This is a genomic window from Streptomyces sp. NBC_00236, assembly GCF_036195045.1.
GTDB lineage: Bacteria > Actinomycetota > Actinomycetes > Streptomycetales > Streptomycetaceae > Streptomyces.
In genome coordinates, this window is sequence record NZ_CP108100.1 from 6,499,272 (window position 1) to 6,525,884 (window position 26,613).

At 71.8% G+C, this 26,613-nt stretch carries 25 protein-coding genes and 1 pseudogene; 18 read left to right on the plus strand and 8 right to left on the minus strand.

The window, feature by feature from the left end:
* Positions 1 to 121: 121 nt before the first annotated feature.
* Positions 122 to 403: an HPr family phosphocarrier protein gene (locus OG446_RS29075; RefSeq protein WP_123462851.1), complete on the minus strand. Its 282-nt coding sequence runs from the start codon at positions 401 to 403 to the stop codon at positions 122 to 124.
* Positions 404 to 576: 173 nt separating this feature from the next.
* Here OG446_RS29075 and OG446_RS29080 point away from each other — a divergent pair, with 173 nt between their 5' ends.
* From OG446_RS29080 to OG446_RS29095, 4 genes are all read left to right on the plus strand, one after another.
* Entirely contained in the window at positions 577 to 3,498 is a 2,922-nt protein-coding gene (locus tag OG446_RS29080) for a bifunctional acetate--CoA ligase family protein/GNAT family N-acetyltransferase (protein ID WP_328896782.1), read from the plus strand.
* Between the two features lie 80 nt (positions 3,499 to 3,578).
* Complete coding sequence (locus OG446_RS29085) at positions 3,579 to 4,175, plus strand: DUF5998 family protein (RefSeq protein ID WP_136327834.1); 597 nt, start codon at positions 3,579 to 3,581, stop codon at positions 4,173 to 4,175.
* Positions 4,175 to 5,365 carry an alkaline phosphatase family protein gene (locus OG446_RS29090; RefSeq protein WP_328896783.1) on the plus strand — a complete coding sequence of 397 codons (1,191 nt, stop codon included), beginning with the start codon at positions 4,175 to 4,177 and terminating at the stop codon, positions 5,363 to 5,365. Before OG446_RS29085 ends, OG446_RS29090 begins: the two co-directional genes overlap by 1 nt.
* A 58-nt stretch (positions 5,366 to 5,423) precedes the next feature.
* The gene (locus OG446_RS29095) at positions 5,424 to 6,074 is read left to right on the plus strand and encodes a thymidine kinase (protein WP_328896784.1); all 651 of its coding nucleotides are present in this window, start codon (positions 5,424 to 5,426) and stop codon (positions 6,072 to 6,074) included.
* Positions 6,075 to 6,340: 266 nt separating this feature from the next.
* Here OG446_RS29095 and OG446_RS29100 read toward each other — a convergent pair whose 3' ends face one another.
* Complete coding sequence (locus tag OG446_RS29100; protein WP_328896785.1) at positions 6,341 to 6,772, minus strand: peptidase inhibitor family I36 protein; 432 nt, start codon at positions 6,770 to 6,772, stop codon at positions 6,341 to 6,343.
* A gap of 332 nt (positions 6,773 to 7,104) precedes the next feature.
* Here OG446_RS29100 and OG446_RS29105 point away from each other — a divergent pair.
* Positions 7,105 to 7,621, plus strand: a pseudogene (locus OG446_RS29105) (nSTAND1 domain-containing NTPase); the annotation flags it as partial.
* A 42-nt stretch (positions 7,622 to 7,663) separates the two neighbouring features.
* A complete protein-coding gene (locus OG446_RS29110; protein ID WP_328898445.1) occupies positions 7,664 to 9,700 on the plus strand; it encodes a WD40 repeat domain-containing protein in 2,037 nt (678 codons plus the stop codon).
* A gap of 205 nt (positions 9,701 to 9,905) precedes the next feature.
* Here OG446_RS29110 and OG446_RS29115 read toward each other — a convergent pair whose 3' ends face one another.
* Positions 9,906 to 10,682: a VOC family protein gene (locus OG446_RS29115; protein WP_328896786.1), complete on the minus strand. Its 777-nt coding sequence runs from the start codon at positions 10,680 to 10,682 to the stop codon at positions 9,906 to 9,908.
* A gap of 233 nt (positions 10,683 to 10,915) precedes the next feature.
* Here OG446_RS29115 and OG446_RS29120 point away from each other — a divergent pair, with 233 nt between their 5' ends.
* Positions 10,916 to 11,749 carry a sulfurtransferase gene (locus OG446_RS29120; protein ID WP_328896787.1) on the plus strand — a complete coding sequence of 278 codons (834 nt, stop codon included), beginning with the start codon at positions 10,916 to 10,918 and terminating at the stop codon, positions 11,747 to 11,749.
* Between the two features lie 108 nt (positions 11,750 to 11,857).
* On the opposite strand, the gene sepH is transcribed toward OG446_RS29120, so the two are convergent.
* Entirely contained in the window at positions 11,858 to 12,928 is a 1,071-nt protein-coding gene (sepH, locus tag OG446_RS29125) for a septation protein SepH (RefSeq protein WP_328896788.1), read from the minus strand.
* Between the two features lie 497 nt (positions 12,929 to 13,425).
* Between sepH and OG446_RS29130 the strand changes: the two genes are divergently transcribed.
* Positions 13,426 to 14,529 (plus strand): hypothetical protein, encoded by a 1,104-nt coding sequence (locus OG446_RS29130; protein WP_328896789.1) that lies wholly within the window; start codon positions 13,426 to 13,428, stop codon positions 14,527 to 14,529.
* A 91-nt stretch (positions 14,530 to 14,620) separates the two neighbouring features.
* Here the strand turns inward: OG446_RS29130 and OG446_RS29135 are convergent, their stop codons facing one another.
* Positions 14,621 to 15,943: a D-arabinono-1,4-lactone oxidase gene (locus OG446_RS29135; protein ID WP_328896790.1), complete on the minus strand. Its 1,323-nt coding sequence runs from the start codon at positions 15,941 to 15,943 to the stop codon at positions 14,621 to 14,623.
* Positions 15,900 to 17,147 (minus strand): MFS transporter, encoded by a 1,248-nt coding sequence (locus tag OG446_RS29140; protein WP_328896791.1) that lies wholly within the window; start codon positions 17,145 to 17,147, stop codon positions 15,900 to 15,902. Before OG446_RS29140 ends, OG446_RS29135 begins: the two co-directional genes overlap by 44 nt.
* 308 nt (positions 17,148 to 17,455) lie before the next feature.
* Here OG446_RS29140 and OG446_RS29145 point away from each other — a divergent pair, with 308 nt between their 5' ends.
* Together OG446_RS29145 and OG446_RS29150 are read left to right on the plus strand one after the other, a co-directional pair.
* Entirely contained in the window at positions 17,456 to 18,583 is a 1,128-nt protein-coding gene (locus tag OG446_RS29145) for a ferrochelatase (RefSeq protein WP_328896792.1), read from the plus strand.
* Positions 18,584 to 18,622: 39 nt separating this feature from the next.
* On the plus strand, positions 18,623 to 19,441 hold the full coding sequence (locus OG446_RS29150) for an inositol monophosphatase family protein (RefSeq protein ID WP_326657391.1): 819 nt from the start codon (positions 18,623 to 18,625) through the stop codon (positions 19,439 to 19,441).
* A gap of 112 nt (positions 19,442 to 19,553) precedes the next feature.
* Here OG446_RS29150 and OG446_RS29155 read toward each other — a convergent pair whose 3' ends face one another.
* Positions 19,554 to 19,727, minus strand: a complete 174-nt coding sequence (locus OG446_RS29155) for a hypothetical protein (RefSeq protein ID WP_187285335.1) — start codon at positions 19,725 to 19,727, stop codon at positions 19,554 to 19,556.
* A 422-nt stretch (positions 19,728 to 20,149) separates the two neighbouring features.
* Between OG446_RS29155 and OG446_RS29160 the strand changes: the two genes are divergently transcribed.
* The 4 genes from OG446_RS29160 to OG446_RS29175 all read left to right on the plus strand — a co-directional run bounded on the left by OG446_RS29160 (position 20,150) and on the right by OG446_RS29175 (position 23,752).
* Positions 20,150 to 20,803 carry a response regulator transcription factor gene (locus OG446_RS29160; RefSeq protein ID WP_018551468.1) on the plus strand — a complete coding sequence of 218 codons (654 nt, stop codon included), beginning with the start codon at positions 20,150 to 20,152 and terminating at the stop codon, positions 20,801 to 20,803.
* Between the two features lie 5 nt (positions 20,804 to 20,808).
* Positions 20,809 to 22,041: a sensor histidine kinase gene (locus OG446_RS29165; protein ID WP_328896793.1), complete on the plus strand. Its 1,233-nt coding sequence runs from the start codon at positions 20,809 to 20,811 to the stop codon at positions 22,039 to 22,041.
* Positions 22,042 to 22,446: 405 nt separating this feature from the next.
* Entirely contained in the window at positions 22,447 to 22,743 is a 297-nt protein-coding gene (locus OG446_RS29170; RefSeq protein ID WP_003965732.1) for a DUF4193 domain-containing protein, read from the plus strand.
* Positions 22,744 to 22,756: 13 nt separating this feature from the next.
* Positions 22,757 to 23,752 (plus strand): hypothetical protein, encoded by a 996-nt coding sequence (locus OG446_RS29175; protein ID WP_328896794.1) that lies wholly within the window; start codon positions 22,757 to 22,759, stop codon positions 23,750 to 23,752.
* Positions 23,753 to 23,807: 55 nt separating this feature from the next.
* On the opposite strand, the gene OG446_RS29180 is transcribed toward OG446_RS29175, so the two are convergent.
* Positions 23,808 to 24,266 (minus strand): DUF3093 domain-containing protein, encoded by a 459-nt coding sequence (locus OG446_RS29180; RefSeq protein WP_328896795.1) that lies wholly within the window; start codon positions 24,264 to 24,266, stop codon positions 23,808 to 23,810.
* A gap of 58 nt (positions 24,267 to 24,324) precedes the next feature.
* Here OG446_RS29180 and OG446_RS29185 point away from each other — a divergent pair, with 58 nt between their 5' ends.
* From OG446_RS29185 to kdpF, 4 genes are all read left to right on the plus strand, one after another.
* Positions 24,325 to 24,909 carry a PaaI family thioesterase gene (locus OG446_RS29185; protein ID WP_219570108.1) on the plus strand — a complete coding sequence of 195 codons (585 nt, stop codon included), beginning with the start codon at positions 24,325 to 24,327 and terminating at the stop codon, positions 24,907 to 24,909.
* Positions 24,909 to 25,442 (plus strand): dUTP diphosphatase, encoded by a 534-nt coding sequence (gene dut, locus OG446_RS29190; protein WP_328896796.1) that lies wholly within the window; start codon positions 24,909 to 24,911, stop codon positions 25,440 to 25,442. The genes OG446_RS29185 and dut overlap by 1 nt, the downstream gene beginning before the upstream one ends.
* A gap of 1 nt (position 25,443) precedes the next feature.
* Positions 25,444 to 26,208: a DUF3710 domain-containing protein gene (locus tag OG446_RS29195; protein WP_328896797.1), complete on the plus strand. Its 765-nt coding sequence runs from the start codon at positions 25,444 to 25,446 to the stop codon at positions 26,206 to 26,208.
* 313 nt (positions 26,209 to 26,521) lie between these two features.
* Positions 26,522 to 26,611, plus strand: coding sequence for a K(+)-transporting ATPase subunit F (gene kdpF / locus OG446_RS29200; protein ID WP_148021375.1), 90 nt, complete (start codon positions 26,522 to 26,524; stop codon positions 26,609 to 26,611).
* Positions 26,612 to 26,613: the final 2 nt, after the last annotated feature.

The window sequence follows — 26,613 nt, forward strand, 5'->3', positions numbered from 1 at the left end:
GACCCGCACCTTTTGGCGGACGAACGAGTTGAACGAAAGAGCTGAACAAAAGAGCCGCGGCACCCGGTCGAGGGTGTCGCGGCTCTGTCGCAGGAATTCCCGCGGTGGTGACCCGTCGGGGTCAGACGGTCTCCGGAAGCTCGTCGAGCCCCTCGGCGACCAGCTTGGACAGGCGGTCCAGGGCGGCTTCTGCGTTGTCGGCCTCGGACGCCAGGACGATCTCCTCGCCGCCCTGCGCGCCGAGCCCGAGCACGGCGAGCATGGAGGCCGCGTTCACCGGGTTGCCATCGGCCTTGGCGATGGTCACAGGGATGCCGGAAGCCGTGGCGGCACGGACGAAGATGGAAGCGGGGCGGGCGTGCAGGCCCTCGGCCCAACCGACGTTGACGCGGCGCTCAGCCATGGTTCTGCCCTTCACGAATCAATGGTTGTCTAGACCAGTCTCTCATGCAGTGCGCGATGCTCCGGCCGACCCGCGGACCGCTTTCCACCCGCGCCGCACCGTCACCCGGCACCCCTCAGACTGCCCCGGCCCCGGCACCCACGCGACCGCTGGCGGAGCCGTACGCTTTGCCCATGCAGCCCTCTCCGGAGCAGAGTCCGCATCACGCCTACCCCGATCACTGGGAGGCGGACGTGGTGCTCCGCGACGGCGGCACCGCCCGCATCAGGCCCATCACCACGGACGATGCCGACCGGCTGGTGAGCTTCTACGAGCAGGTCTCCGACGAGTCGAAGTACTACCGCTTCTTCGCTCCCTACCCCCGTCTCTCCGCCAAGGACGTCCACCGCTTCACCCATCACGACTACGTCGACCGGGTGGGGCTGGCCGTCACGGTGGGCGGCGAGTTCATCGCCACGGTCCGCTACGACCGGATCAACGCGCAGGGCAGGCCCGCATCGGCCCCGGCCGACGAGGCCGAGGTGGCCTTCCTCGTCCAGGACGCCCATCAGGGCCGAGGCGTCGCATCGGCCCTGCTCGAACACATCGCGGCCGTTGCCCGCGAACGCGGCATCCGGCGCTTCGCCGCCGAGGTACTGCCCGCCAACAACAAAATGATCAAGGTGTTCCGGGACGCCGGATACACCCAGCAGCGCAGCTTCGAGGACGGCTCCGTCCACCTCACCCTGGATCTCGAACCGACCGCCGAGTCGCTCGCCGTCCAGCGCGCCCGGGAACAGCGCGCCGAGGCCCGCTCCGTGCAGCGCCTGCTCGCCCCGGGCTCCGTCGCCGTCATCGGCGCGGGCCGCACCCCGGGCGGCGTCGGCCGAACGGTCCTGCGCAACCTCCTCGGTGCCGGCTTCACCGGCCGCACCTATGCCGTGAACAGCGCGTTCGCCGCCGACCAGGCCACCATCGACGGTGTGCCCGCCCACCGCTCCCTCGGCGAGATCGGTGAACCGGTCGACCTGGCCGTCGTCGCCGTTCCGGCCGACCGGGTGCCCGAAGCCGTCGCGGACTGCGGGGAACACGGCGTCCAGGGGCTCGTCGTCCTGTCCGCCGGCTACGCCGAGTGGGGGGCCGAGGGCCGCGAACGCCAGCGCGAACTGGTGCGCCAGGCCCGCTCGTACGGCATGCGGATCATCGGTCCGAACGCCTTCGGCATCATCAACAACTCCGAGGCGGTCCGGCTCAACGCCTCCCTCGCGCCCGAGCGGCCCGCCTCCGGGCGCATCGGCCTGTTCACCCAGTCCGGCGCGATCGGCATCGCTCTGCTCTCCGGGCTCTACCGGCGCGGCGCGGGGCTCTCCACGTTCATCTCCGCCGGCAACCGCGCCGACATCTCCGGCAACGACTTCCTCCAGTACTGGTACGAGGACCCGGACACCGACGTCGCCCTGCTGTACCTGGAGTCGCTCGGCAACCCCCGCAAGTTCACCCGCCTCGCCCGGCGGACCGCGGCCGTGAAGCCGGTGGTCGTGGTGAAGGGCGCCCGGCACAGCGGCTCCACGCCACCCGGCCACGCGGTCCCCGTCAGCCGGATCCCGGACGCGACGGTCTCCGCGCTGATGCGGCAGGCGGGCGTGATCCGCGTCGACACGGTGACGGAGATGGTCGACGCGGGCCTGCTCCTCGCCGACCAGCCCCTCCCGGCCGGCGGGCGGGTCGCGATCCTCGGCAACTCGGAGTCCCTCGGGCTGCTCACGTACGACGCCTGCCTGGCGGAGGGGCTGCGCCCGCGCCCGCCCGTCGACCTCACCACGGCAGCCACGCCGCAGGACTTCCGGGACGCGCTGTCCGCGGCCCTGGCCGACGACGGCTGCGACGCGGTCGTCGTGACGGCGATCCCGTGGGTCGGCGAGAACGGCGAGGCGGAGTCGGGTGACGGCGAGGTCCTCGCCACGGCCCTGCACGCGGCGGCCGCCACCGGTCCCGCCAAGCCGGTGGCCGTGGTCCATGTGGAGATCGGCGGCCTCGCCGAGGCCCTGGCCGCCGCGACCAGCACGGTGGCGCAGCAGCGCCCGTCGACGGCGTCACCCGCCCTCGGCGTACCAGGGCGCCCCGCCGCCGCGGCCCCACGCCGACCGGACACCGGCCGTGCCGCCACCGGCCGCCCCGCCCCCGCCCCCGACAAGGCGGCCGGCGACGACGGCCCCGCACCCGGCGCCCCCCGCCCGGTGGGCCGGATCCCCGCCTACCCCGCCGCCGAACGCGCGGTCCGGGCGCTCGCCGAAGCCGTGCGGTACGCCCAGTGGCGACGCCAGGCCGCCGTACCCGGAAAGGTGCCCGAGTTCCTCGACGACACCATCGACGAACCGGCCGCGGGCGCCCTCATCGAAACCCTGCTCGGCCAGGACCCCGATCCGCGTGGCAGGCCCCTGGAACACGACGAGGCCCGCGAACTGCTGGCCTGCTACGGCATCACCGTCCGCCCCACCCTCCCGGCCCCCGGCCCCGAGGAGGCCGTGGCCGCGGCGGCGCGGCTCGGCTACCCCGTGGCGCTCAAGACCACCGCACCGCATCTGCGCCACCGGGCCGACCTCGGCGGGGTCCGCCTGGACCTCGACGGCGAGCCGGCGCTGCGCCGCGCGTACGGCGAACTGACCGACCTGCTCGGCAAACCCGCCGAGCTCCGGCCCGTCGTGCAGTCGATGGCCCCGCGCGGCGTCGACACCGTGGTGCGGGCCACCATCGACCCGGCAGCCGGAGCCGTCCTCTCCTTCGGCCTGGCGGGCGCCCCCTCCGAACTCCTCGGAGACACCGCACACCGCCTGGTCCCCGCCACGGACCGCGACGCGGCCGAACTGATCCGGTCCATCCGGGCGGCCCCGGTCCTCTTCGGCTGGCGCGGCTCGGCGCCCGTGGACACCGCCGCGCTGGAGGAACTGCTGCTGCGGGTCTCGCGACTGGTCGACGACCACCCCGAGGTGGTCTCGATCGCCCTGGAACCGGTCGTGGTCGCCACCCAGGGACTGACCGTCCTCGGAGCGAGCGTCCGGCTCTCGCCGCCCCCGGCCCGCACCGACCTCGGCCCCCGGCGCCTGTCCAACTACTGACCCGCCCCGCCCCGGGCCCCGTCCGGCAGCGACGGCGGGACCGTCCCCGGCAGCCATCGGCCCCCCGTAGGATGGTGCGTATGGCTAAGACCGGTACGACGACCCAGGGGCTGCGCGCGGCGATCGAGCGCAGCGGCTACTACCCGGCCCTCGTGGCCGAGGCGGTGGAGGCCGCCGTCGGCGGTGAGCCGGTCGCTTCGTACCTGGTGCACCAGGAGACGACCTTCGACTCCAACGAGGTGCGCAGGCACGTCACGGTGCTGGTGCTCACGGACACCCGCTTCATCGTCAGCCACACCGATGAGCAGAACGCCGACACCAGCTCGCCGACGCCCTACGCCACCACGTCCACCGAGTCCGTCAAGCTCGACCGGATCTCCTCGGTCGTGGTCAGCCGGGTCGTGGCCAACCCGGAGAAGTACGTCCCCGGCACGCTGCCCCGCGAGGTCGTCCTGACCATCGGCTGGGGCGCCGTCTCCCGGATCGACCTGGAGCCCGCCGCCTGCGGCGACCCCAACTGCGAGGCCGACCACGGCTACACGGGCAGCTCCACCGCCGACGACCTGAGCCTGCGGGTCAGCGAGGCCGGCGACGGCCCCGACACCGTGCGCCAGACGCTCGCGTTCGCCCAGGCGCTCTCCGAGGCCACGGCCGCGACCGCGGCGGCCGGCCGCTGATGGCCCACCCGGCCTGGCAGGACGACCCCGTGCTGCTGCCAGTCGACACCGCCCCCGTACCGGAGTACGGCAGCGGCTCGCTCGCGGACCTGCTCCCCACTCTCGTCGCGGGACAGGGCGTCCCCGGATTCACCGCGGCGATCCCCGAGCTCACCCCCGCCGACCGCAACTGCGTCTTCCTGATCGACGGTCTCGGCTGGGAGCAGATCAAGGCGCACCCCGACGAGGCACCGTTCCTGTACTCCCTCCTGCCCACCTCACGCGGTGGCACGGGCCGCCCCGTCACCGCGGGTTTCCCGGCCACCACCGCCACCTCGCTGGCCTCGGTCGGCACCGGGCTCCCGCCGGGCGAGCACGGCCTGCCCGGCTACACGGCCCGCAATCCGGAGACCGGCGAGCTGATGAACCAGCTCCGCTGGAAGCCGTGGACACCGCCGAAGGTCTGGCAGCCGTACCCCACCGTCTTCCAGCTGGCCGACGCCGCCGGAGTGCGTACCGCCCAGGTCTCCGCCCCCGCCTTCGAGCAGACCCCGCTGACCAAGGTCGCGCTCAGCGGCGGCTCGTTCCTCGGCCGGCTCACCGGTGAGGAGCGGATGGACGTCGCCGCCCAGCGGCTGGCGGCCGGGGACCGGTCCCTCGTCTACACGTACTACAGCGAGGTCGACGGCAAGGGACACCGCTTCGGTGTCGACTCCGACGCCTGGCGCGGGCAGCTGATGTACGTCGACGGGCTGGCCCGGCGCCTCGCCGAGCAGCTCCCGCCGCGCTCGGCGCTGTACATCACCGCCGACCACGGCATGATCGACATCCCGTTCGACGAACAGTCCAGGATCGACTTCGACGAGGACTGGGAGCTGCGCGCCGGCGTCGCCCTGCTGGGCGGCGAGGGCCGTGCCCGCCATGTCTACGCCGTGCCGGGTGCCGAGGCCGATGTGCTGACCGTCTGGCGCGAGGTGCTCGGCGAGCAGTTCTGGGTGGCGAGCCGTGACGAGGCCGTCGAGGCGGGCTGGTTCGGCCCGCGGATCGACGAGCGGGTCCTCGGCAGGATCGGCGACGTGGTCGCGGCGGCCCACGACGACGTGGTGATCACCGCCTCCGTCAACGAGCCGCACGAGTCCGCGATGGTCGGCATGCACGGCTCGATGACCCCCGTCGAGCAGCTCGTCCCGCTCCTCGAAGTACGGACCTAGACCCTCCCGCCCCGTCCCGCTCTCCTCCCCGCCCGTCCCGAAAGGTGCTCAACCCCTCATGCCCGAGCTTGTGTTCTTCTCCGGAACGATGGACTGCGGAAAGAGCACGCTGGCCCTCCAGATCGGACACAACCGGTCGGCGCGAGGGCTCCAGGGCGTGATCTTCACCCGAGACGACCGGGCGGGGGAGGGGAAGCTCTCCTCCCGGCTGGGCCTGGTCACGGAAGCGGTCGAGGCCTCCGAGGGCATGGACCTGTACGCGCACCTCGTCGATCAGCTCTCCCAGGGCGGCAGGGTGGACTACGTGATCGTCGACGAGGCGCAGTTCCTCGCCCCGGAACAGATCGACCAGTTGGCCCGCGTCGTCGACGACCTGGGCCTGGACGTCTTCGCCTTCGGTATCACCACGGACTTCCGCACCAAGCTCTTCCCGGGCTCCCAGCGGCTGATCGAGCTCGCCGACCGCATAGAGGCCCTTCAGGTGGAGGCGCTGTGCTGGTGCGGCGCGCGCGCCACCCACAACGCCCGGACGGTGGGCGGCGCGATGGTGGTGGAGGGTGAGCAGGTCGTCGTGGGTGATGTGAGCAGTCCCGCCGCGGAGACCGGTTACGAGGTGCTGTGCCGGCGCCACCATCGGCGCCGTATGACGAGCGGCTCCGCCCGCGCCGGCGCGCTCTCGCCGGACGTCCTGCCGGTGGCCTCCGGCTGAGGTCGTCGCGGTCCGTGCTGCTCCGGTCCCACGGGAACGCGGCAGCGGTGACCGACGACGCGACGCTCGGACCCGCCGGTGGACAGGCGCCCCGGCCGGCTTCCCATGGGCAGGCCGCCGCGGCACCCCCGATGCGGCCGACGACGAACTCGCCGGTCGGCGGCACGAGCCGCCCGGCGCACCTGACCACCGCGCCGCTCAGCGACGCGGCTGTCGTGCAGCAGCCCCCGTACCACCGCTGCACGACACCCGCCGCCTCTGCCTACCTACGCAGGGCAGGTGGTGACCCACTTGTGGGACCTGAGCCGCACTCCGGCGTCCGGACCGGTGTTGCCCTGGAAGCCCTGGGCGGCGCAGGCGTAGTAGTCCTGGTAGTCGGCCTTCTTGTAGAACGCCACGTGCCGGTAGTCGCCTGCCCCTCCTGTCCCACGGTTCCAGATCGACTTGACGTTCTTCGTCCCGGCCCAGCTGCACCTGATGGCGCCGCCGAGCCAGTCGGGGTCATCCGCGTCCCATGCGCACACCGACCCGGTGCCGTTGAGGCCCGAGTAGACGCAGATGTCCCCGATGCTGCAGCCGCCCCATGCTGCCTGGGTGCCGGCAGGGGTGGCCGCCATGGCGCCGGATCCGGTGCTCAGGGCACTCCCCACTGCGAGCGCGGCTCCGAGTGCGGCAAGGGTCAACCGATGACTTCTCATGATGTGTTGCCTCCTTCGACTGGGGCTGCCGACGGCCGGCAGCTCCGTCCGCGACCTCGATCGCGGACTTCCTGACCTCAGCTTTCGCGGCCGGAGGATTGTCCGGCAGGCCCCTTTCGCCACTTCGGACAATTGCGGGACGGCATGCGGGTGGCGGTGTGCCGCCTTGTGGAGGGCCCGCCGGGCTTCGTAGCGTCGAACGGCATCCGTGATGAGGGGGAGTCATGGGACGTCGTGAGCGGCCGCTCGACGCGGCCGAGGGACCTGTCGCCGAATTTGCCTGCGCCTTGAGGGAGTTACGCCACAAGGCCGGGAGCCGCACCTACCGGGCGATGGCGGACCGGGAACACTACTCGGCCGCGACGCTCGCACAGGCTGCCGCCGGCGTGCGACTGCCGACGCTCGCGGTCGTACTCGCCTACGTCCGCGCCTGTGACGGCGACCCCGAGGAGTGGACAGAGCGCTGGAAGCACGCGTCGCGGGAGGCGGACGAGGCCAACGCGGCCTCTGCAGAAGGAGATCCGCCCTATCTGGGTCTGGCCCGCTTCGGTGTCGAGGACCACGATCGCTTCTTCGGGCGGGACCGTCTCGTCGACGAACTGGTCGACCTGTTCGTCCGAAGCGAGTTCGTCGTGTTGGTCGGACCGTCGGGCAGCGGCAAGTCCTCCTTACTGCGCGCGGGGCTGCTCCACCGCATCCGGGACGGTGCGATCCGTGGCCACCGGACGTCCACGATCCGCGTCCTCACTCCTGGTCCGCGGCCTGCGCACACCCATGCCGGGCTGTTCGATCCCGCGGTCCTGAGCAAGGGCACGCTGATCGTGGTGGATCAGTTCGAGGAGATCTTCACGCAGTGCACGGACACGGGCGAGCGCGCGCTTCGTCGAACTGCTGAGCTCCGCTACCGGGACCGGCAGCGGCGTACGCGTCGTGGTCGCTGTCCGCGCCGACTTCTACGGTCACCTCACCCAGCACCGAACACTCGCGGATGCGGCCCGCAGGGCGAGCATGCTGGTGCCGCCGATGAGCCCGGACGAGCTGCGCGAGGCGATCATCAAACCCGCGGCGCACGCCGGCCTCGTCGTGGAGCGGGCTCTGACAGCTCGACTCCTCAGCGAATCCGCCGACGAGGACGGCAGCCTCCCGCTGGTGTCCCACGCGCTGCTGGAGATCTGGCGCCGCCGCAGGGGAAGGGTGCTGACCGAGGCGGCCTACGACGAGACGGGCGGCATCCAGGGCGCGATCGCCCGCACAGCGGACGACCTGTACGCGCGCCTGTCGCCCGCTCAGGCGGAAGCCGCCCGGCGCCTCCTGCTCCGCCTGATCACTCCGGGCCAGGGCACTCCGGACACCCGCCGCTCCGCCCCGCGCGCCGAGATCGCCGCGCTGGGCAACGGCAGCACCGAGGACACCGAAATCGTCCTGGAGCGCCTCGCCCGCGCTCGCCTCGTCACCCTTGACGAAGACTGTGTCGATCTCGCCCATGAGGCCGTGCTCGCCGGCTGGCCCCTGCTGCGTTCCTGGCTCGACGCGGACCGTGACCGGCTCCGCGCCCAGCGCCGGCTCACGGAAGCGGCTGCCAACTGGCAGAGTCTGGAACGCGACACCGGGGCTCTGTGCCGGGGACTGCGTCTGGACGAAGCCACCGGATATTTCGCCGACCCGGAGCAGGGGGGTGAACTGACCGAACTGGAAGCCGAGTTCCTCGAAGCCAGTCGCAGCGCCCGGAAACGGGAGCGCCACCGCCGCCGGGCCGGAATCACCGCTCTGTCCACTCTCCTTGTCCTCAGCCTCCTCGCCGGCCTGGCCGCCTGGCAGCAGAATCGGAGCAGCGAGCAACGCAGCCGCGAGGTCGAGGCACGCCGCATCGTCCTGGCAGAGGCGTTCGGCTCCCGGTGGGACCGGGCTCCCGCTCTGACACGCTTCAGCCGCGCGGGCGACAGGCTGGCCGTAGCCCGCGCGGATCCGGACGGCCGGCGCCTCCGCGTCAGCGTCCTCGACGCGCGAACCGGGGCACTCCTCGCATCTCCACCGCGCGTGTCCTGCCCGCCCGACGGCGCCGTCGGGCGGTACAGCTGCGGCAGCGTGTCGCTGGCCTTCAACTCCACAGGACGGACGCTCGCCTACGGCGTGACAGGCTTCGACGCGTCCGCCCCGGGGCGGATCGCCCTCTACGACACAGCCCGGCGGCGTATCACCACGGCCCTGTCCGGCGCCGACCTCGGCAGGGGCGACTGGCAGGACACCGCGTTCACCCCGGACGACGGGAAGCTGATAGTCGCGGGGGCGTCGGGCCCCTCGCCCACCACCCGGATCTGGGACCTCGGGCAGAAGGCCATCGCCGTGTCCATCCCGGAGGCGTCCGGCAGTCCGGTGCTGAGCCCGGACGGGACCCTGCTCACCACATTGAGCGGTTCGGCGTTCCGAATGCCCTCCGGCACACCGCTTTCCTCGGCACGGACCCCTGGTCAGGCCACAGCCATGGCGTTCAGCCCCGACGGGAAGTACCTGGCGGTCGGTGAGGGCTCCGGTCGGATCGTGCTGTGGGACGGTCGGATCACCCGACGGCTGGGCGAACTCGTCGACCCGGACACCCCCACCCGCCAGTACGTGTCCGCCCTGGCCTTCACACCCGACAGCCGGACCCTGGCCGTCGCCGGTGACGAAGGGGCCCTCCAGCTGTGGGACACCAACACCCGCCAACGCATCGGCAGCCCCCTCCCGACGGCCGGGGACACCATCGGCAGCCTTGCCTTCGACGGCAACCACACGCTGCGCGCGGCCGGCGACCATGCCCCGCCGCGTACCTACGATCTGTCGGTGACGGCCGTGGTCCGAGCCGTCTGCCGGCGCACGGGACGGCAGTTCACTCCCGACCAATGGAGTGCCCACCTTCCCGGAGTTCCCTATCGGCAGACGTGCCCGTGAGCCGACGGACACCGACCCCGGTTCCGAGTGGGGGAGCGAGGGCGCCCGCCATGCCCCGTACGGCTGGACGAACAGCCGGCCGCGCCCGCCCTGGTCCGCCCTGCGGTGGGCGGCCGGCGGCCTGGTCACCGCCTGTCTCGCCGCCGGTCTGCTGGTCACTTCCAGGGCGTCGGTATCGCGCAGCCCGGGCCGGTGAGCGAGCGCCTCAGCGCCCCGCCGACCGCACGATCGTGAACGCTGCGCCCTCCGGGTCCGCGACGGTGGCCACCCTGCCGTTGGATCCCTCCCTGGGCGGCTGCAGGACGTGTCCGCCGAGTTCCACCACGCGCCGTGCGGCCTCGTCCGTGTCGGCTACCTCGAAGTACGTCATCCAGTGCGGGCCCCGGTCGCGCGGCAGGGCGTTGCCGACGCCGTGCAGCGAGGCCACCGGGCGGCCGTCCAGGTGGAGGGTCTGGTAGTCGAAGTCGGCCGAGACGACCGCCTCGGTGTCGTACCCGAAGACCGCCTGGTAGAACTTGGCGACCGTCGACGTCTCCCGGGTCACCAGCTCGTTCCAGACCGGAGTGCCGGGGGCGCCGGCCAGCGTGGTGCCGAGGTGGGCGGCCGCCTGCCAGATCCCGAACACGGCGCCGACCGGGTCGGAGGCGATGGCCATCCGGCCCGCCTCCCCGGCGTCGAGCGGTCCGACACCGACCGTGCCGCCGCAGGCGCGGATGGCCTCCGCCGTGAGATCGGCGTCGTCCGTGGCCAGATAGGTCGTCCAGGCGATCGGGAGGTGCCGGTCGGGCGGCAGCTGGCCGATGCCCGCGACCTCCTTCCCGTCGATCAGCGCCCGGACGTACGGGCCGAGCTGCTCCGGGCCCGGACCGAACTCCCAGCCGAACAGTTCGGCGTAGAAGTTCTGGGTCGTGTGCAGGCCGTGCACGATCAGGCTCACCCAGCATGGTGTTCCGGGCGCTCGCCGAGCGGCAGCCTCGGTCATCGTCACACTCTCCTCCGACCATCGTGGTGGCCGTACAGGGGGAACGGGGCCGGCGCGCCGTTGTGCGGTACGGGATGTGTACGCCCCGTGCAGATGCTTGCACCACCCGGCACGTGATGCGTCCCGGCCGCGCCGCGTTTTCCGCGATCTCGACCAAGGAGGTCCGGTTTCTGGTGATACATCCATTTCGGCGCTGTTACGGGCGGGCCGACCTCTGCGCGAGGATGGCACGCATGAAGCCCATCATCACCGCATCCGAATGCGCGAGCGAGTCGGCGGGGCCACGTCCGCCGGTGCTCCTGGACGTACGTTGGCAGCTCGGCGGCCCCCATGGCCGGCCCGATTACGAGGCCGGGCACCTTCCCGGCGCGGTCTTCGTCGACCTGGAGGCGGAACTCTCGGGGCCGGCGGGTGACGGCGGACGCCATCCCCTGCCCGATCCGGTGGAATTCGGCGCTGTCATGCGCCGTGCCGGGGTGAACCGGGACAGCTCGGTCGTCGTGTACGACGGCGGCCAGAGCTGGGCGGCGGCCCGTGCCTGGTGGCTGCTGCGCTGGACGGGGCACCGGGATGTCCGGGTGCTGGACGGCGGTCTCGCCGCGTGGACCGGTGAGTTGTCGAAGGAGATTCCGAGCCCGGCGGAGGGGGACTTCGTCCCGGTCCCCGGCGCGCTGCCGCTGCTGGACGCGGACGGCGCGGCCGCTCTGGCCCGCTCGGGCCTGCTGCTCGATGCGCGGGCGGCCGAACGGTACCGGGGCGAAGTGGAGCCGCTCGACCGGGTGGGCGGGCATATCCCGGGTGCGGTGTCGGCCCCCACGGTGGAGAACGTCGGAGCGGACGGACGTTTCCTTCCCGCCGAGCAGCTGGCCTCCCGGTTCTTCGAACTGGGTGCCACCGAGGACGCCGGGGAGGTCGGCGTCTACTGCGGCTCGGGGGTCTCCGGCGCCCACCAGGTGCTGGCGCTGGAGATCGCAGGCTTCGCGGACGCGGCCCTCTACGCGGGCTCCTGGTCGCACTGGACGCGCGACGAGTCCCGCCCGGTCGCCACGGGCCCCGACCCCCGGTAGGGGATCCGCGGGGCGGTCCCGGAGGCTCCGGCTCCGCCGGGACAGCGCACGAGGGCCCGTACGCGGCTGCGTACGGGCCCTCGTCATGCTGCTGTCACCCGGACTCTCTCAGTCCTGCTTCTTGCGGCGGGTGCCGAAGACGATCTCGTCCCAGCTCGGCACGGCGGCGCGTCGGCCGGGCCGGACCCCGTCCGCCTCGGCCTGCCGGTCCGTCGTACCGGTGAGCCGGTCGCGATGCCCCGCGACCGCACGCGGCATCAGGACGTCCGCGTAAGCGGAACCCGCGCCCGCCGAGGCCGCGGGGGCCGGCGGCTCCTCCGCCTCCGGCTCGTGGGGGGCGGGTTCGAGCGCCGGCGGCTCGGGCGGCGCGGGCCGTTCCGGAACGACCATGTCGCCGCGGAAACTCGGTACCGCCTCCAGCAGGCTGGTGAGCGAGTCCCGCTCGCTCGCGGTGACCCCGCCGATGCGCTCCTCCGGCTCCGGGGGCGGAGGCGGCGCGGGGCGTTCCATCTGCCGGTCCAGGGCGCGGTCCAGCGGCCGGTCGCGCGGCAGCCGGGCGATCCGGGGGACGAACGGGAAGCTGGGCTCGGGCGCGGCGACGTCATCGGTCTCGCCGATCAGCGAGCGTGCCTCGTCGTCGACGGCCTGGACCAGCCGGCGCGGCGGATCGTAGGTCCAGCTCGCCGAGTGCGGCTCGCCGGCGACCCGGTACACCAGGAGGACCTCCCAGGTGCCGTCGTCGCGGCGCCACGAGTCCCACTGGACGGTTTCCTTGTCGGCGCCGCGCAGCAGGAGGCGTTCCTGCACCGCCTCGCCTAGTTGCGGGCCGGTGCCGGTGTTCTCGCCGGGACGGCGCACGGGAGTCTTCCGGGCCCGCTCGGCCATGAAGGCGCGCTCCGCGAGCACGGGGCCCTCGAAGCGGCGGACACGGTCGACCGGAATCCCGGCGAACTGAGCGACCTCCTCCGCGGAGGCACCGGCTCGTATCCGGGCCTGGATGTCGCGGGGTCGGAGGTGACTCTCCACCTCGATCTCGATCTGGCCGAGCCGCGCGCGGTCGTTGCGCACGGCGGCTCGCAGCCGCTCGTCGATCGGAAGCGTGTACTCCGTGCTGTCCGCAGCCTTGAGCACCAGTCGTGTGCCGTCGTTGGAGACGGCCACGACACGCAGTTCGGGCATGGGGACCTCCCGGGTGGTGCCTGCCGACGTCACGTGCGTCGCTGCTTCCGCTAGTCGAGTGTGGCCTGCCCGGGTGCAGCCTGCCACAACATTGCCGTGTTGCCCGGCGTGTCGGGCGTGAGCCCTTGATCGCCGGTATGACACGGTGACCTCTTGTGCAACGCAAAGTGACCGATGGTCACTCCGCGTAGCTGGCCCCCGTGCGATGCCGCGGCGCCGCCGGATCGAGTGCCTCCTTCGGCCCCCTCCCGAAGGTTCCGGACTTCCACGCGGGAGTCCGGCCCCAGGGCTCGCCACAGTACTCCATTCGGGCCATCGGGGTGGACCGCCGCGCCGCCGAAGTTCTCGTGAGGCACGGGAGTTGAGGTACCCCGTTGAAGGCGGGATGCCCGCAATGCGTGTCCCCCTTCACAGAATCAACTTAAGCGGAACTATCCGCTTCGTTCAAATGTCCCTTGTTGTTGCATGGTGGGAGAGATGTCAACCAAGGGCTGGAAATGGTGCAGAAGCCGGAAAGTGACACGGAACCCAGAGAAAGGCGGATAGATCTGAGCCTGCCCCAGGTGGCGGGCAGTGCGGTGGCGGCGGTCGCGGCGGCGGTGGCGGCCTCCCAACTGGGCGTGTACGGGACGATTCTCGGCGCCGGGGTGATGAGCATCGTGGCCACCTGCGGCGGCTCGGTCTTCCAGCACTTCTTCCGCCGTACGGGCGAGCAGATCCGCGAGGTCACCGTCCATGTGAAGCACCCGGGCCGCGAGGTGACGGTCCACACACGCCAGACGCGGGACGGCGGCGATCCGGACGCGCGATGGGAGACCTCCGGTACCCGGGTCGCCCTGCGCGAGGCCGCCGGATCCGCCGACGCCACCGCGATGCTGCGCCCGCCGGATGCCACGACCGTGCTCCGGCGGGTGGACCCCGCGGACATGCCCGGGGGCGGCGCCCCGAAGGACGCCGACGCCACGACCGTCCTGCGGCAGGTGGACGCCACGACCGTGCTGCGCAGGGCGACCGCCGACCCCGACCGTACGCGGATCGTCGAGGCGCCGGCCGGAGCCCGGCAGCTCGCTGCGGCCCCGGCTTCCGACGACGCGTTCACACAGGCGACGACGCACGGCACCCGGATCCGCGGCTGGAAGCGCTCGGCCCTCGGGGCGGCCGTCGTGTTCGTCGTGTCGATGATCGGGATCACCACGTTCGAGCTGGTCTCCGGCAACGACCTGAGCGGCGGCCACGGAACCACGGTCGGCTCCGTCGTGCGCGGTGAGCGGGGCTCGGGTTCGTCCGACCCGGCACCGTCCACCGGCACCGACCCGGAGCCGGACGCCACGGCACCCGGCGAGGACCATGGAACGGCCCCCGGCGCCGACCCGCAGGACGGCCGGAGCGCGAACCCGGATCCGGACCGCGACGGCACCTCCACCGCCGACCCGACGCCCACGCCCACCCCGTCGGAATCCGCCGGCGGCAGCACGGCTCCGGCGCCCGCCCCCAGCCCGAGCACCGGCGACGGCAGCAGCTCCACGCCCGATCCGGCAGGTACGGGGAGCGCCCCGGCGCAGGAGGGTGACGCACCCGCCGGCACGGACACCGGGGAGTGAGTGAGGAACCGGTCAGCGCATCCCCTCGGACGCCGTCGGCCTCCGCCCTGAATCAGGGCGGAGGCCGACGGCGTCCGAGGAAGGGGCCGGGTCAGTCGCCCAGGACCCGGCGCAGGTAGTCGTTGGCGAAGAGCCGGTCCGGGTCCAGCCGGTCCCGTACGGCGGTGAACTCGCCGAAGCGCGGGTACACCCCGGAGAGGTACTCGGCGTCACGGGTGTTGACCTTGCCCCAGTGCGGGCGGCCGCCGTGCGCGGTCATGATCCGCTCGACCGCCGTGAAGTACGCCTGGTAGGGCGTGCCCCGGTACAGATGGACCGCGATGTACGCGCTGTCCCGGCCCGAGGCCGTGGAGAGCGCGATGTCGTCCGCGGGGGCGGTGCGCACCTCCACCGGGAAGCTGATCCGCAGCGGGGAACGGTCCACCATCGCCTTGACCTCGCGCAGCGCGCCCACGGCGGCCTCGCGGGGCAGGGCGTACTCCATCTCCACGAACCGCACCCGGCGCGGGCTGGTGAAGACCTTGTAGGGGATGTCGGTGTACGTACGCGCGGACAGGGCCCGGCTGGAGAGCTTGGCGATCGAGGGGATCGTGGCGGGGACCGCGCGGCCGAGCGAGCAGGCCACCTGGAAGACGCCGTTGGAGAGGAGCTCGTCCTCGATCCAGCCGCTGACCTTGCCGGGCGGGGCGGCCGGGCCCGCGCTCCGGTTGTTCCGCTTGGTGTTGCAGTTCCCCGTGTGCGGGAACCAGTAGAACTCGAAGTGCTCGTTCTCGGTCACCAGCTGATCGAAGTCCGCCGTGACCTTGTCGAAGGCCATCGGTTCCTCACGTGCCGTCAGCAGGAAGACCGGCTCCACGGCGAACGTGAGGGCCGTAATGACCCCCAGCGCGCCGAGCCCGATCCGGGCGACGGCGAAGATCTCCGGGTTCTCCGTCTCCGAGCAGGTCAGCACCGTGCCGTCCGCCGTGACCATTTCCAGGGCACGTATCTGCGCGGATATGGACGCCGAGTCGCGGCCGGTGCCGTGGGTGCCGGTCGAGGTGGCCCCGGCGACGGTCTGCTCCATGATGTCGCCCATGTTGGTGAGCGAGAGCCCCTCGCGGGCCAGTGCGGTGTTGAGCCGCTTCAGCGGGGTGCCTGCCTCGACGGTCACCGTCATCGCCGCGCGGTCGATGTCGCGGATGCCGGTGAGCAGATCGGGACGGATCAGCAGCCCGTCGGTGGCGGCGGTCGCCGTGAACGAATGGCCGGTGCCGACCGGCTTCACCTTCAGACCGTCCTCGGACGCCCTGCGCAGCGCCTCGGCGAGTTCGTCCACGGAGGCGGGGGACACGGCCCTTGCCGGGCGGGCGGTGACGTTCCCCGCCCAGTTATGCCACGCGCTCGTCGTCGTCCGTGCGTAGGTGTCGGTCATCTTCCCCGCGCCCTTCCGTAGGAACCGGCCCTGTGAGCCGGCGGTACCCCAGGAACGCCACCGCGGCCGCGAGCGCTCCCGCCACGGCGGGCACCGCGTACCCCGCCTTCGCCCCCGAAGCGTCGACCACCCAGCCGGCGGCCGAGGAGCCGAGCGCCACGCCTACGGCGAGCCCGGTGCTGGTCCAGGTCATGCCCTCGGTCAGTCTGGTGCGCGGTACGTGCTGTTCGACGAGGGCCATGGTCGTGACCATCGTCGGTGCGACGGAGAGACCCGCGACAAAGAGCGCCACGGCCAGGAACGGCAGGTTCCCGGCCAGTTGGAGGGGGATCATACTCACGGCCATCGCACACACTCCCACCAGCCACCGGGTGGATGACCTGCCCTTGAGATGCAGCAGGCCGAACACGGCCCCGGCCAGACAGGACCCCAGCGCGTACACCGCCAGCACCAGGCTGGCCGCCGCCTTGTGCCCCTGCTCCTCGGCGAAGGCCACCGTCACCACGTCGACCGCCCCGAAGATCGCCCCCGTCGCCACGAAGGTGACCACCAGGACCTGAAGCCCGCGCGAGCCGAGTGCGGAGCCTGTGGTGTGCCGGGCGTGCGGGTGCGGCACGGGTTCGGTGGCCCGCTGGGCGGTCAGCCAGAACACTCCGACGAGCAGGAACCCGGCGGCGACCAGCGGGCCCGCCTCCGGGAACCACGCGGTGGAGAGCCCGATGGAGATGATCGGGCCGAAGATGAAGCAGACCTCGTCGACGATCGACTCCCACGCGTACGCGGTGTGCAGCTGCCGTGCCGAGCTGCGGTAGATCTCCGCCCAGCGCGCCCGGACCATCGACCCGACACTGGGCACGCAGCCCGCCCCCGCGGCGAAGACGAACAGGGTCCAGTCGGGCAGCCGCTGCTGCGCGCAGACCAGCAGGCCGGCCACGGCCGCCAGCGCGACGAGCGTCACGGGACGCAGCACCCGGCGCTGCCCGTGCCTGTCCACCAGCCTGGACACCTGCGGTCCGACGACCGCGGCCGACATCGCCAGCGTCGCGGAGAGCGCGCCGGCCAGCCCGTACCGGCCGGTGAGCTGGGAGATCATGGTCACCACGCCGATGCCCATCATGGACAGCGGCATCCGGCCGAAGAAGCCGGCCGAGGAGAACCCCTTGGTGCCGGGGGCAGCGAAGATCGCGCGGTAGGGACTGGGCAAGGGGGGCTCCGCTACGGCGTGATCACACGCGGTGTCAGGGGTGAACGTGGCCGATACAGCTTACGGGCGCGCCCGTGTGCCCGACAGCGGGATTCCCGGCGGGCGCGCCGGGGATGGTGCCCGACGGCCGACAGATGCGAGCCGTCGCTGCGGAACGTACCCCGGCCGGATGCGAGCCGTGGCCACGGAACGTACGCCGGCGGGATGCGAGCCGTGGCCGCGGTGCGGATGTCGGTGGGAAGCGGGCCGTGGCCGCGGTGCGGATGTCGGTGGGAAGCGGGCTGCGGACGGGTGGCAGGATCGACGTCATGTCCGATCTGCGCGATCCCGCTCCCTACGACGCCCTGTTGCTGCTCTCCTTCGGAGGCCCCGAAGGCCCGGACGACGTGGTTCCGTTCCTGGCGAACGTGACCCGTGGCCGGGGGATCCCCGAGGAGCGGCTGAAGGAAGTCGGCAAGCACTACTTCCTCTTCGGCGGCGTCAGCCCGATCAATGCCCAGAACCGGGCGCTGCTCGACGCGCTGCGCAAGGACTTCACGGAGCACGGACTGGATCTGCCGGTGTACTGGGGCAACCGCAACTGGGCGCCCTATCTGACCGACACCCTGCGCGAGATGGCCCGGGCCGGGCACCGCCGCATCGCCGTCCTGGCGACGAGCGCCTACGCCTCGTACTCCGGCTGCCGGCAGTACCGCGAGAACCTCGCCGAGTCGCTGGCCGTCCTGGAGGCCGAGGGCCTGCCGGTGCCGCGCGTCGACAAGCTGCGGCACTACTTCAACCACCCCGGCTTCGTCGAGCCGATGGTGGAAGGCGTCCTGGCCTCGCTGGCCGAGCTGTCGCCGGAGCAGCGGGCGGGCGCGCATCTCGCCTTCACCACGCACTCCATCCCCACCTCGGCCGCCGACACCTCGGGCCCGGTGGAGGAACACGGCGACGGCGGCGCCTACGTCGCCGAGCACCTGGACGTGGCCAGGCTGATCGTGGCGGCCGTGGCCGAGCGGACCGGCGTCGCGCACCCCTGGCAGCTCGTCTACCAGTCGCGCAGCGGCGCCCCGCACATCCCGTGGCTGGAGCCTGACATCTGCGACCACCTGGAGTCGCTGCACGGTGACGGGGTCCCCGCCGTGGTCATGGCACCCATCGGCTTCGTCTCGGACCACATGGAGGTCCTCTACGACCTCGACACCGAGGCCACCGCGAAGGCGGCCGAGCTCGGGCTCACGGTGCGCCGGTCCGCGACGGTCGGTGCCGATCCGCGGTTCGCGGCGGCCGTGCGCGACCTGGTGCTGGAGCGCGCCGCCACCGAGAAGGGCCTGGGCCGGGAGCGGTGCGCGCTCGGGAGCCTCGGGGCGAGCCACGACCTCTGCCCGGTCGGCTGCTGTCCGGCCAGGGCGCTCAAGCCGGCCGCCGCGGGTGCCGACAGCCCGTACGCGTAGAGCGATCCGATCCGAACCCCTCACCCCTCTGGGAGCGCCGTGACCGACCCCCTGCTGCCCGAACTGCTCGACCTCGCCCTGGACGTCGCCCGGCGCGCCGGAGCGCTGCTGCGCGACGGCCGCCCGGCCGATCTGGGGGTGGCCGCGACCAAGTCCAGTCCGGTGGACGTCGTCACCGAGATGGACATCGCCGCCGAGAAGCTGATCACCGGCTTCCTGTCCGAGCGCCGCCCGCACGACGGCTTCCTCGGCGAGGAAGGCGCCAGTTCCGAGGGCAGCAGCGGCATCCGCTGGGTGATCGACCCGCTCGACGGCACCGTGAACTACCTCTACGGCCTGCCCACGTGGGCCGTCTCCGTCGCCGCGGAACGCGACGGCGAACGGATCGTGGGCGTCGTGGAGGTCCCGATGCGCGGGGAGACCTACCACGCGGTCCTCGGAGGCGGTGCGTACGCAAAGGGCGGGGCGTACGGGGAAGGTGCCCGGCTCCGCTGCCGGCCGGCCCCGCCGCTCGACCAGGCGCTCGTGTCGACCGGCTTCAACTACGTCGCCGACGTCCGCGCGCACCAGGCGGACGTGGCCCGTGTGCTGATCCCGCGACTGCGGGACATCCGGCGCGGCGGTTCCGCGGCGATCGACCTCTGTGACGTCGCCGCCGGGCGCCTCGACGGCTACTACGAGCGCGGCCTCCATCCGTGGGACCTCGCGGCCGGTGACCTGATCGCCCGGGAGGCGGGCGCGCTGACCGGCGGCCGCCCGGGACTCCCCGCCGACGGCGGCCTGACCGTGGCCGCGGCGCCCGGGGTCTTCGAGCCCCTTCAGGCGCTGCTGGAGGAGCTCGGCGCCTGGCACGACTGAGAACCGGCCGTCCACACCCCCGGGAGGGCCGCTGGGCGGGCCGTGGACGTCACCGGAACCGAAAAGGCCCCGCGGATGCGCATGCGGCATCGCGGGGCCTTCTCGTGACGGCTCAGACGCTTGTGGCGCCGATGTGAACACCGTGCTCGGCGGCGAGGCGGTGCAGGTCGTCCAGCTCGCCCTGCTCGACATCCGCGAGGAAGTCGTCGCCCGTCTCGCGGGCCTTCGTGAGGTCGGACTCGGTGGTCTGGATGCGTTGCAGCAGACCTGCGGTGAAAGCGTCCATGAAGCGCCCCCTCATCGTGGGTCGGTGGCACGGGGGTGTGCCCGGGTTTCCCTCCGCCGAGGCGGTAGGGCGGGTGATCACGCACTCTCCGGGGGACGGAGGGGCCTGTGGCACGCCACATACAAGACGTGATCGCGGGTGTGAATTCGTCCTCCCCTGCCCAACCCTCAGAGAAACCTCAACTGGCCCGGGAATCCTTCGAATTCCCGGAAGCCGCAGGTCGGGCCGCGCCGTCTTACCGCCGGTTTATACGCGTTACGGGCAGGATGGAGCCGCACAGACCGTGCCGGGACAGGTTCTGGATCATGGACCACGGGTCCGTCCGGACGCTCCGCCGGTCTGTCGGGAACGTTGTGGAGTCACACAGCGGAGTCCCGCCGTGAAGTTCGGTTCTGCCGTGAAGTTCTAAGGAAGGAAGCGCCGTGCGCGTACTCGTCGTGGAGGACGAGCAGCTGCTCGCCGATGCGGTGGCCACCGGATTGCGCCGTGAGGCCATGGCCGTCGATGTCGTGTACGACGGCGCCGCGGCCCTGGAGCGCATCGAGGTCAACGACTACGACGTCGTGGTGCTCGACCGGGACCTCCCCCTGGTGCACGGCGACGACGTCTGCCGCCGGATCGTGGAGCTGGGGATGCCGACCCGGGTGCTCATGCTCACCGCGTCCGGGGACGTCAGCGACCGGGTTGAGGGCCTGGAGCTCGGTGCGGACGACTACCTGCCCAAGCCCTTCGCCTTCAGTGAGCTGACCGCCCGGGTCCGGGCGCTGGGCCGCCGTACGACGGTCGCCCTGCCGCCCGTCCTGGAGCGCGCCGGGATCAAGCTCGACCCCAACCGACGTGAGGTCTTCCGCGGCGACCAGGAGGTGCAGCTCGCTCCCAAGGAGTTCGCGGTGCTGGAGGTCCTGATGCGCAGCGAGGGCGCCGTCGTCTCGGCGGAGCAGCTCCTGGAGAAGGCCTGGGACGAGAACACCGACCCGTTCACCAACGTCGTCCGGGTGACCGTCATGACCCTGCGGCGCAAGCTCGGCGAGCCGCCGGTGATCGTCACGGTGCCCGGCTCCGGTTACCGGATCTGAGGCCGGTGCCCACCGTCCCGCCCCCCGCGGCGGCGCCCCCGAAACCCACCTGGGAGCCCAAGCAGCAGGAGCCCCCGTACCCCTGGCTGCGCCCGACCATCCGGATACGGCTCACCCTGCTGTACGGCGGCATGTTCCTGATCGCCGGCATCCTGCTGCTGTCGATCATCTACATGCTGGCCGCCCAGGCCCTGCACGTGGGCAGCGAGCTGCCGTTCAAGATCGTCAGCGGCAAGGTGACCAGCGAGATCTGCAACCTGCCCGAGAACGCGCCCGCGGACGACTTCAACGCCGCGGTGAACACCTGCGTCAACCATCAGCGCCAGCAGGCGCTCGACACGCTCCTCAACCGGTCGCTGCTGGCCCTCGTGGGCCTGAGCGTCATCGCCTTCGCCTTCGGATACGCCATGGCCGGGCGGGTGCTCTCGCCGCTGGGCCGGATCACCCGCATCGCGCGCAGGGTGGCCGGAACCGACCTGTCCCGCCGCATCGAGCTGGACGGCCCGGACGACGAGCTCAAGGAGCTGGCCGACACCTTCGACGACATGCTGGAACGGCTGGAGCGGGCCTTCACCGCGCAGCAGCGGTTCGTCGGGAACGCGTCGCACGAGCTGCGCACCCCCCTGGCCATCAACCGCACGCTGCTGGAGGTCCACCTCTCCGATCCACAGGCACCCCCCGAGCTCAAACAGCTGGGCAAGACGCTGCTGGCCACCAACGAACGCAGTGAGCAGCTCGTCGAGGGCCTGCTGCTGCTCGCCCGCAGCGACAACCAGATCGTCGAGCGCAAGCCCGTGGACCTGGCCGAGGTGGCCTCCCGCGCGCTGGACCAGGCGCGGGGCGAGGCGGAGGCCAAGGGCGTGGAGATGCGCGGCGAGCTGGCCCCGGCCGTGGTCCAGGGCAACGGTGTCCTGCTGGAGCGGATCGCGCTCAATCTCGTACAGAACGCCGTGCGCTACAACGTTCCGGCGGACGGCTGGGTCGAGGTCAGCACCGAGCTGATGCCGGGGCAGGCCCTGATGGTGGTCACGAACACCGGACCCGTGGTGCCTGCCTACGAGATCGACAACCTCTTCGAGCCCTTCAGACGGCTGCGTACGGAGCGAACGGGCAGCGACAAGGGGGTGGGTCTCGGCCTGTCGATCGCGCGTTCCGTCGCGCGCGCTCACGGAGGCCGTATCATCGCGGAGCCCCGCGAAGGCGGTGGTCTTGTGATGCGCGTCTCACTGCCCGTCTGAGAAGCGGGGCGGGGCGCGAGGTGAGCGGATTATTTTTGTTCGCTTTGAGCGGAATTTTCGGGACTCGATCCCGGGAGAACCGTGTGTGATCGATCACAGGAGCGAATTTCCGCCCGCCCACGCTCCGTGATCGGGGATCCTACCGAAAATCCGGCAAAAGTCGGGTTTTCGGGGGCCGATATCACGGGAAGTACACGGGGTGGTGCTGGTAAACGGCACCGCCGGGACCGTGTACGGTCCCCATCGCCACCCAAGCTGATCACTCTCGAGCGGTCCTTTTGGGTGTCGATTGAGTAACAGACCTTGATGTGAGGCAAAATCTCCGCCTCGGGTCGGGCACAAGTCCGGCCTCTCACGCGTTACGTGCGCTGAGACACCGCAGACACCCAGAGGGGGAGAGCGACAATGGCAACGGATTACGACACCCCACGCAAGACCGACGACGACGTCGATCAGGACAGCCTTGAAGAGCTCAAGGCTCGCCGGAGCGACAAGACGGCGTCCGCCGTCGACGTCGACGAATTCGATGCGGCCGAAGGACTGGAGCTGCCCGGCGCAGACCTGTCCAACGAAGAACTGGCCGTAAGGGTCCTGCCCAAGCAGGCCGACGAGTTCACCTGCATGAGCTGCTTCCTCGTGCACCACCGCAGTCAGCTGGCCCGCGAGAAGAACGGTCAGCCGATCTGCCGCGACTGCGACTGAGGTCCGGTCGGCCGTGGCAGGGGACTCACCGTTCCGGAAGCGGCGCCGCCGGCGCAACGAAGAGCCGGAGGCGCAACAGGGCGGTACAGGTTCGGCAGAGGGCGTCACAGCGCCTGCCGAGCGGTCCGCCCTGCCACCCACGCCGGGCGAACACGACGACGAGCGAGGCCCGTCGGCCTCGCTCGAAGCAGTCGAAGCAGCTGTCGCAGCCATCGAGGCGGCTGCGGAAGTCGACGCGGCCGACAGGGCCGGACAGGTCGACAGGACGGAGCCCGTGACCGGGGCAGGCCGTCTGAAGTCTGTGAAACGGGGCGTACGCAAGGGCGGGGAGAGCGCCAAGGCGGCGATCGGTCATATCGCCGACCTGATCATCGACATCGCTCCCCGCGTCCCTGTGCGCGACCTCGCCACCCTGCGCAAGCAGTTCCCGGGCCTGGGGCCCGACGAGATCGCCGACCGGCTCATCGCCGGAGCGAGCAGGGCCACCGCGACCGTCGGCGCCGGAATCGGCGCAGCGGCCATGATGCCCGTCCCGCCCGCCATGCTCGCCGAGCTGGCCGCGGAGATCACCGGTGTGGCCGCGATCGAGATGAAGCTCGTGGCGGAGCTGCACGAGGTCTACGGACTGCGCCCGCCCGGCAGCATCGCCCAGCGCTCCACCGCCTACCTCACGTCCTGGACGGAGGAGCGCGGTATCGACGTCGCCCACCCCACGACGGTGAACGCGGCGCTCGGCGGCCAGATGAAGCGTGAGCTGCGCCAGCAGATCATGAAGCGCACCGTGCGCGATCTGCCCAACCTCATCCCGTTCATGATCGGCGCCGCCGTCGGCGCGATGATGAACCGGCGCGACACCAAGAAGCTCGCCGAACGGGTCAGGAAGGACCTGCGCGAGCGGCAGATCCCCTGGGACCGCCTGACCGACCTGCCGCCGCTGGAACGGCCCGAGCGCCCGTACAAGGCCCTGCCCGGGACCGCGGAGGGCCACGAGGGCCCGAGAGACCCGTAGGGCCTGACGCCGCGCGGCCGCCCTTCGGGCGACGACGGCAGCGTGACGGCAGGCGCTAGGCCGGGCCGGCCGCCTTCAGGGCCGCTGCCAGCGCCTGCGGCTCACGGGTCGACAGATACACGTACGGGGTCGGGTCATCGGGATCCGTGATCTCCACGCGCACCGCCGTGGGGATGTAGCTGCGCAGCAGCATGAAGGCCCGGGTGTCCGCCTTGTGCGAGCGCCAGGCGCGCGCCTCCTCGGCGTCCAGCACCTCGGCCTCGCCGAGCGCCGACACCGGGATCCGCGCGTCGCCCGCGACGAGGGCGCCGGCCACCACCCGGATCCGCGCGGAGCCGTACGAGCTGACCGCCACCGCCGACAGCACGGTGCCGCCGGCCAGCCCGGCGAGCAGGGGCAGGGTGCCCAGCGGCAGCAGCATCAGCGCGCACGCGATGCCGACCATGAGGGCGATGAACCACCACGAACGGGGTGCGGTGAGACGTTCGTCGAACGGCGGGGTGGAAGGCTGCATGAACCCAAGCTTGGCACGGCGCGACCTGCGGGTACCCGCGCGGGTAAGGTCTGCGGCTGTGAGTGGAACATCTGCGGCTCTGAAGCCCCCCGCCGACGCGGTGAAACCGGTCCGGCATCCCGACGCCCCGGCACCGGGCGAGCTGCTCGGCGCGCACTACGAACACTGTTTCGGCTGCGGCGACGGACAGCCGCACGGGCTGCACCTCCAGGCGCGGGCCGGTGAGGGTGTCGGCGTCACCGCCGAGTTCACCGTGCAGGCCGCCCACCAGGGCGCCCCGGGCCTCGCCCACGGCGGGGTGCTGGCCACCGCGCTGGACGAGACGCTCGGCTCGCTGAACTGGCTGCTGCGCGTGATCGCGGTGACCGGACGGCTGGAGACGGACTTCGTCCGCCCCGTGCCGGTGGACACCGTGCTGTTCCTGGACGCCGAGATCACCGCCGTGCACGGGCGGAAGATCTACTCCCGGGCGACCGGCCGGATCGGCGGCCCGGACGGGCCCGTCGCGGTCCGCGCGGAGGCCCTGTTCATCGAGGTCAAGGTCGACCACTTCATCGACAACGGCCGCCCGGCCGAGATCCAGGCCGCGATGGCCGACCCCGACCAGGTCAAGCGGGCCCGTGCCTTCGAGGTGAACCCCTGATGCGCCGTCCCGTGGACGTCCTGATCCGCCGGCTCGACCCGGAGGTGCCGATTCCGGCGTACGGGCACCCGGGCGACGCCGGAACCGACCTGGTCACCACCGAGGCCGCCGAGCTGGCGCCGGGTGAGCGGGCCGTACTCCCCACCGGGGTTTCGATCGCCCTGCCGGACGGGTACGCCGCGTTCGTGCACCCTCGGTCCGGCCTCGCCGCACGGTGTGGAGTCGCTCTGGTGAATGCTCCGGGGACGGTGGATGCCGGGTACCGTGGAGAGATCAAGGTGATCGTCATCAATCTCGACCCGCGCGAGTCCGTGCGGTTCGAGCGGTTCGACCGGATTGCCCAACTGGTCGTGCAGCAGGTCGAGAAGGTGCGCTTCCACGAAGTGTCGGAGCTTCCCGGTTCGGCGCGGGCCGAAGGGGGCTTCGGGTCCACCGGCGGTCATGCCGCCGTTGATGTTGATGGCGTCCGGGGCGGGGTTCCCCAGGGCGGGAACAGCTACGCTTCGGTCGAATCCGACCGGGAAGGAAAGTGACGTGTTCGGACGTCGCAAGAACAGTGGTTCCGCCGATGACACGGCGGACGAAGCGCGCGAGGCCGAGCAGGTCGTCGACGGGCTCGATGACGCCGAGGGCGGATCGCGCCGGACGAACCTTCCGCCGGCACCGAGGCCGGACGGTCCGTGGGACATCGACGAGGTCTCCCAGCCCGGCGAGGGCCGGGTCGACCTGGGCGGCATCTTCGTGCCCGGTGTCGAGGGCATGGAGCTGCGCGTAGAGGTCGCCGGTGACGCGATCGTCGCCGCCACGGTGGTGCTGCGCGACAGCGCGATCCAGCTGCAGGCCTTCGCCGCCCCCAAGAAGGAGGGCATCTGGGGCGAGGTCCGCGAGGAGATCGCCTCCGGTATCACCCAGCAGGGCGGCATCATCGACGAGGTCGAGGGCCCGCTGGGCTGGGAGCTGCGTGCGCAGGTCCCCGTACAGCTCCCCGACGGGGCCAACGGCGTGCAGATGGTGCGGTTCGTCGGCATCGACGGCCCGCGCTGGTTCCTGCGCGGCGTGATCTCCGGCCAGGGAGCCGTGCAGCCTGAGGCGGCCGGTCTCCTGGAGACGGTCTTCCGGGACACCGTCGTGGTCCGCGGCGAGGGGCCGATGGCCCCGCGCGACCCGATCGTCCTCAAGCTCCCCAACGACGCCCAGATGGTTCCCGAGGGCGTGCAGCAGGAGGAGCAGGAGGGCTCGAAGTTCTCCGGCGGCATGGCGGGCCTCCAGCGCGGCCCCGAGATCACCGAGGTGCGCTGACCCGCACGTCACAGACACCGGCCGGTGGCCCGTATCCCTTCCCGGGGTACGGGCCACCGGCTTTTCCGTCTCCGGATGCGAGGCGGCCGTATGGGGCGCGTATCGGGCACGTACGGGCGCCGTCAAGGCCGGGCCCGTCCCCGTAAGGAAGCCATCAACGCAGGTCATGCGGGTGCGAGCGGGGGGTTTGCTCAAGAGGTCCGAGAAATCCGCACCTCATCCAGGAGCACCCGATGGCCGACCTGGCCTTCGTCGTCACCACGATCGCGGTCTTCGCGCTGGTGGCACTCATTGCCAAGGGGGTGGCGAAGCTGTGACTGCCGAAAACGTGACCGGCCTCGTCGTGGCCGTAGCCCTGCTGGGCTACCTCGTCCTCGCCCTTCTGTACCCGGAGAGGTTCTGAGC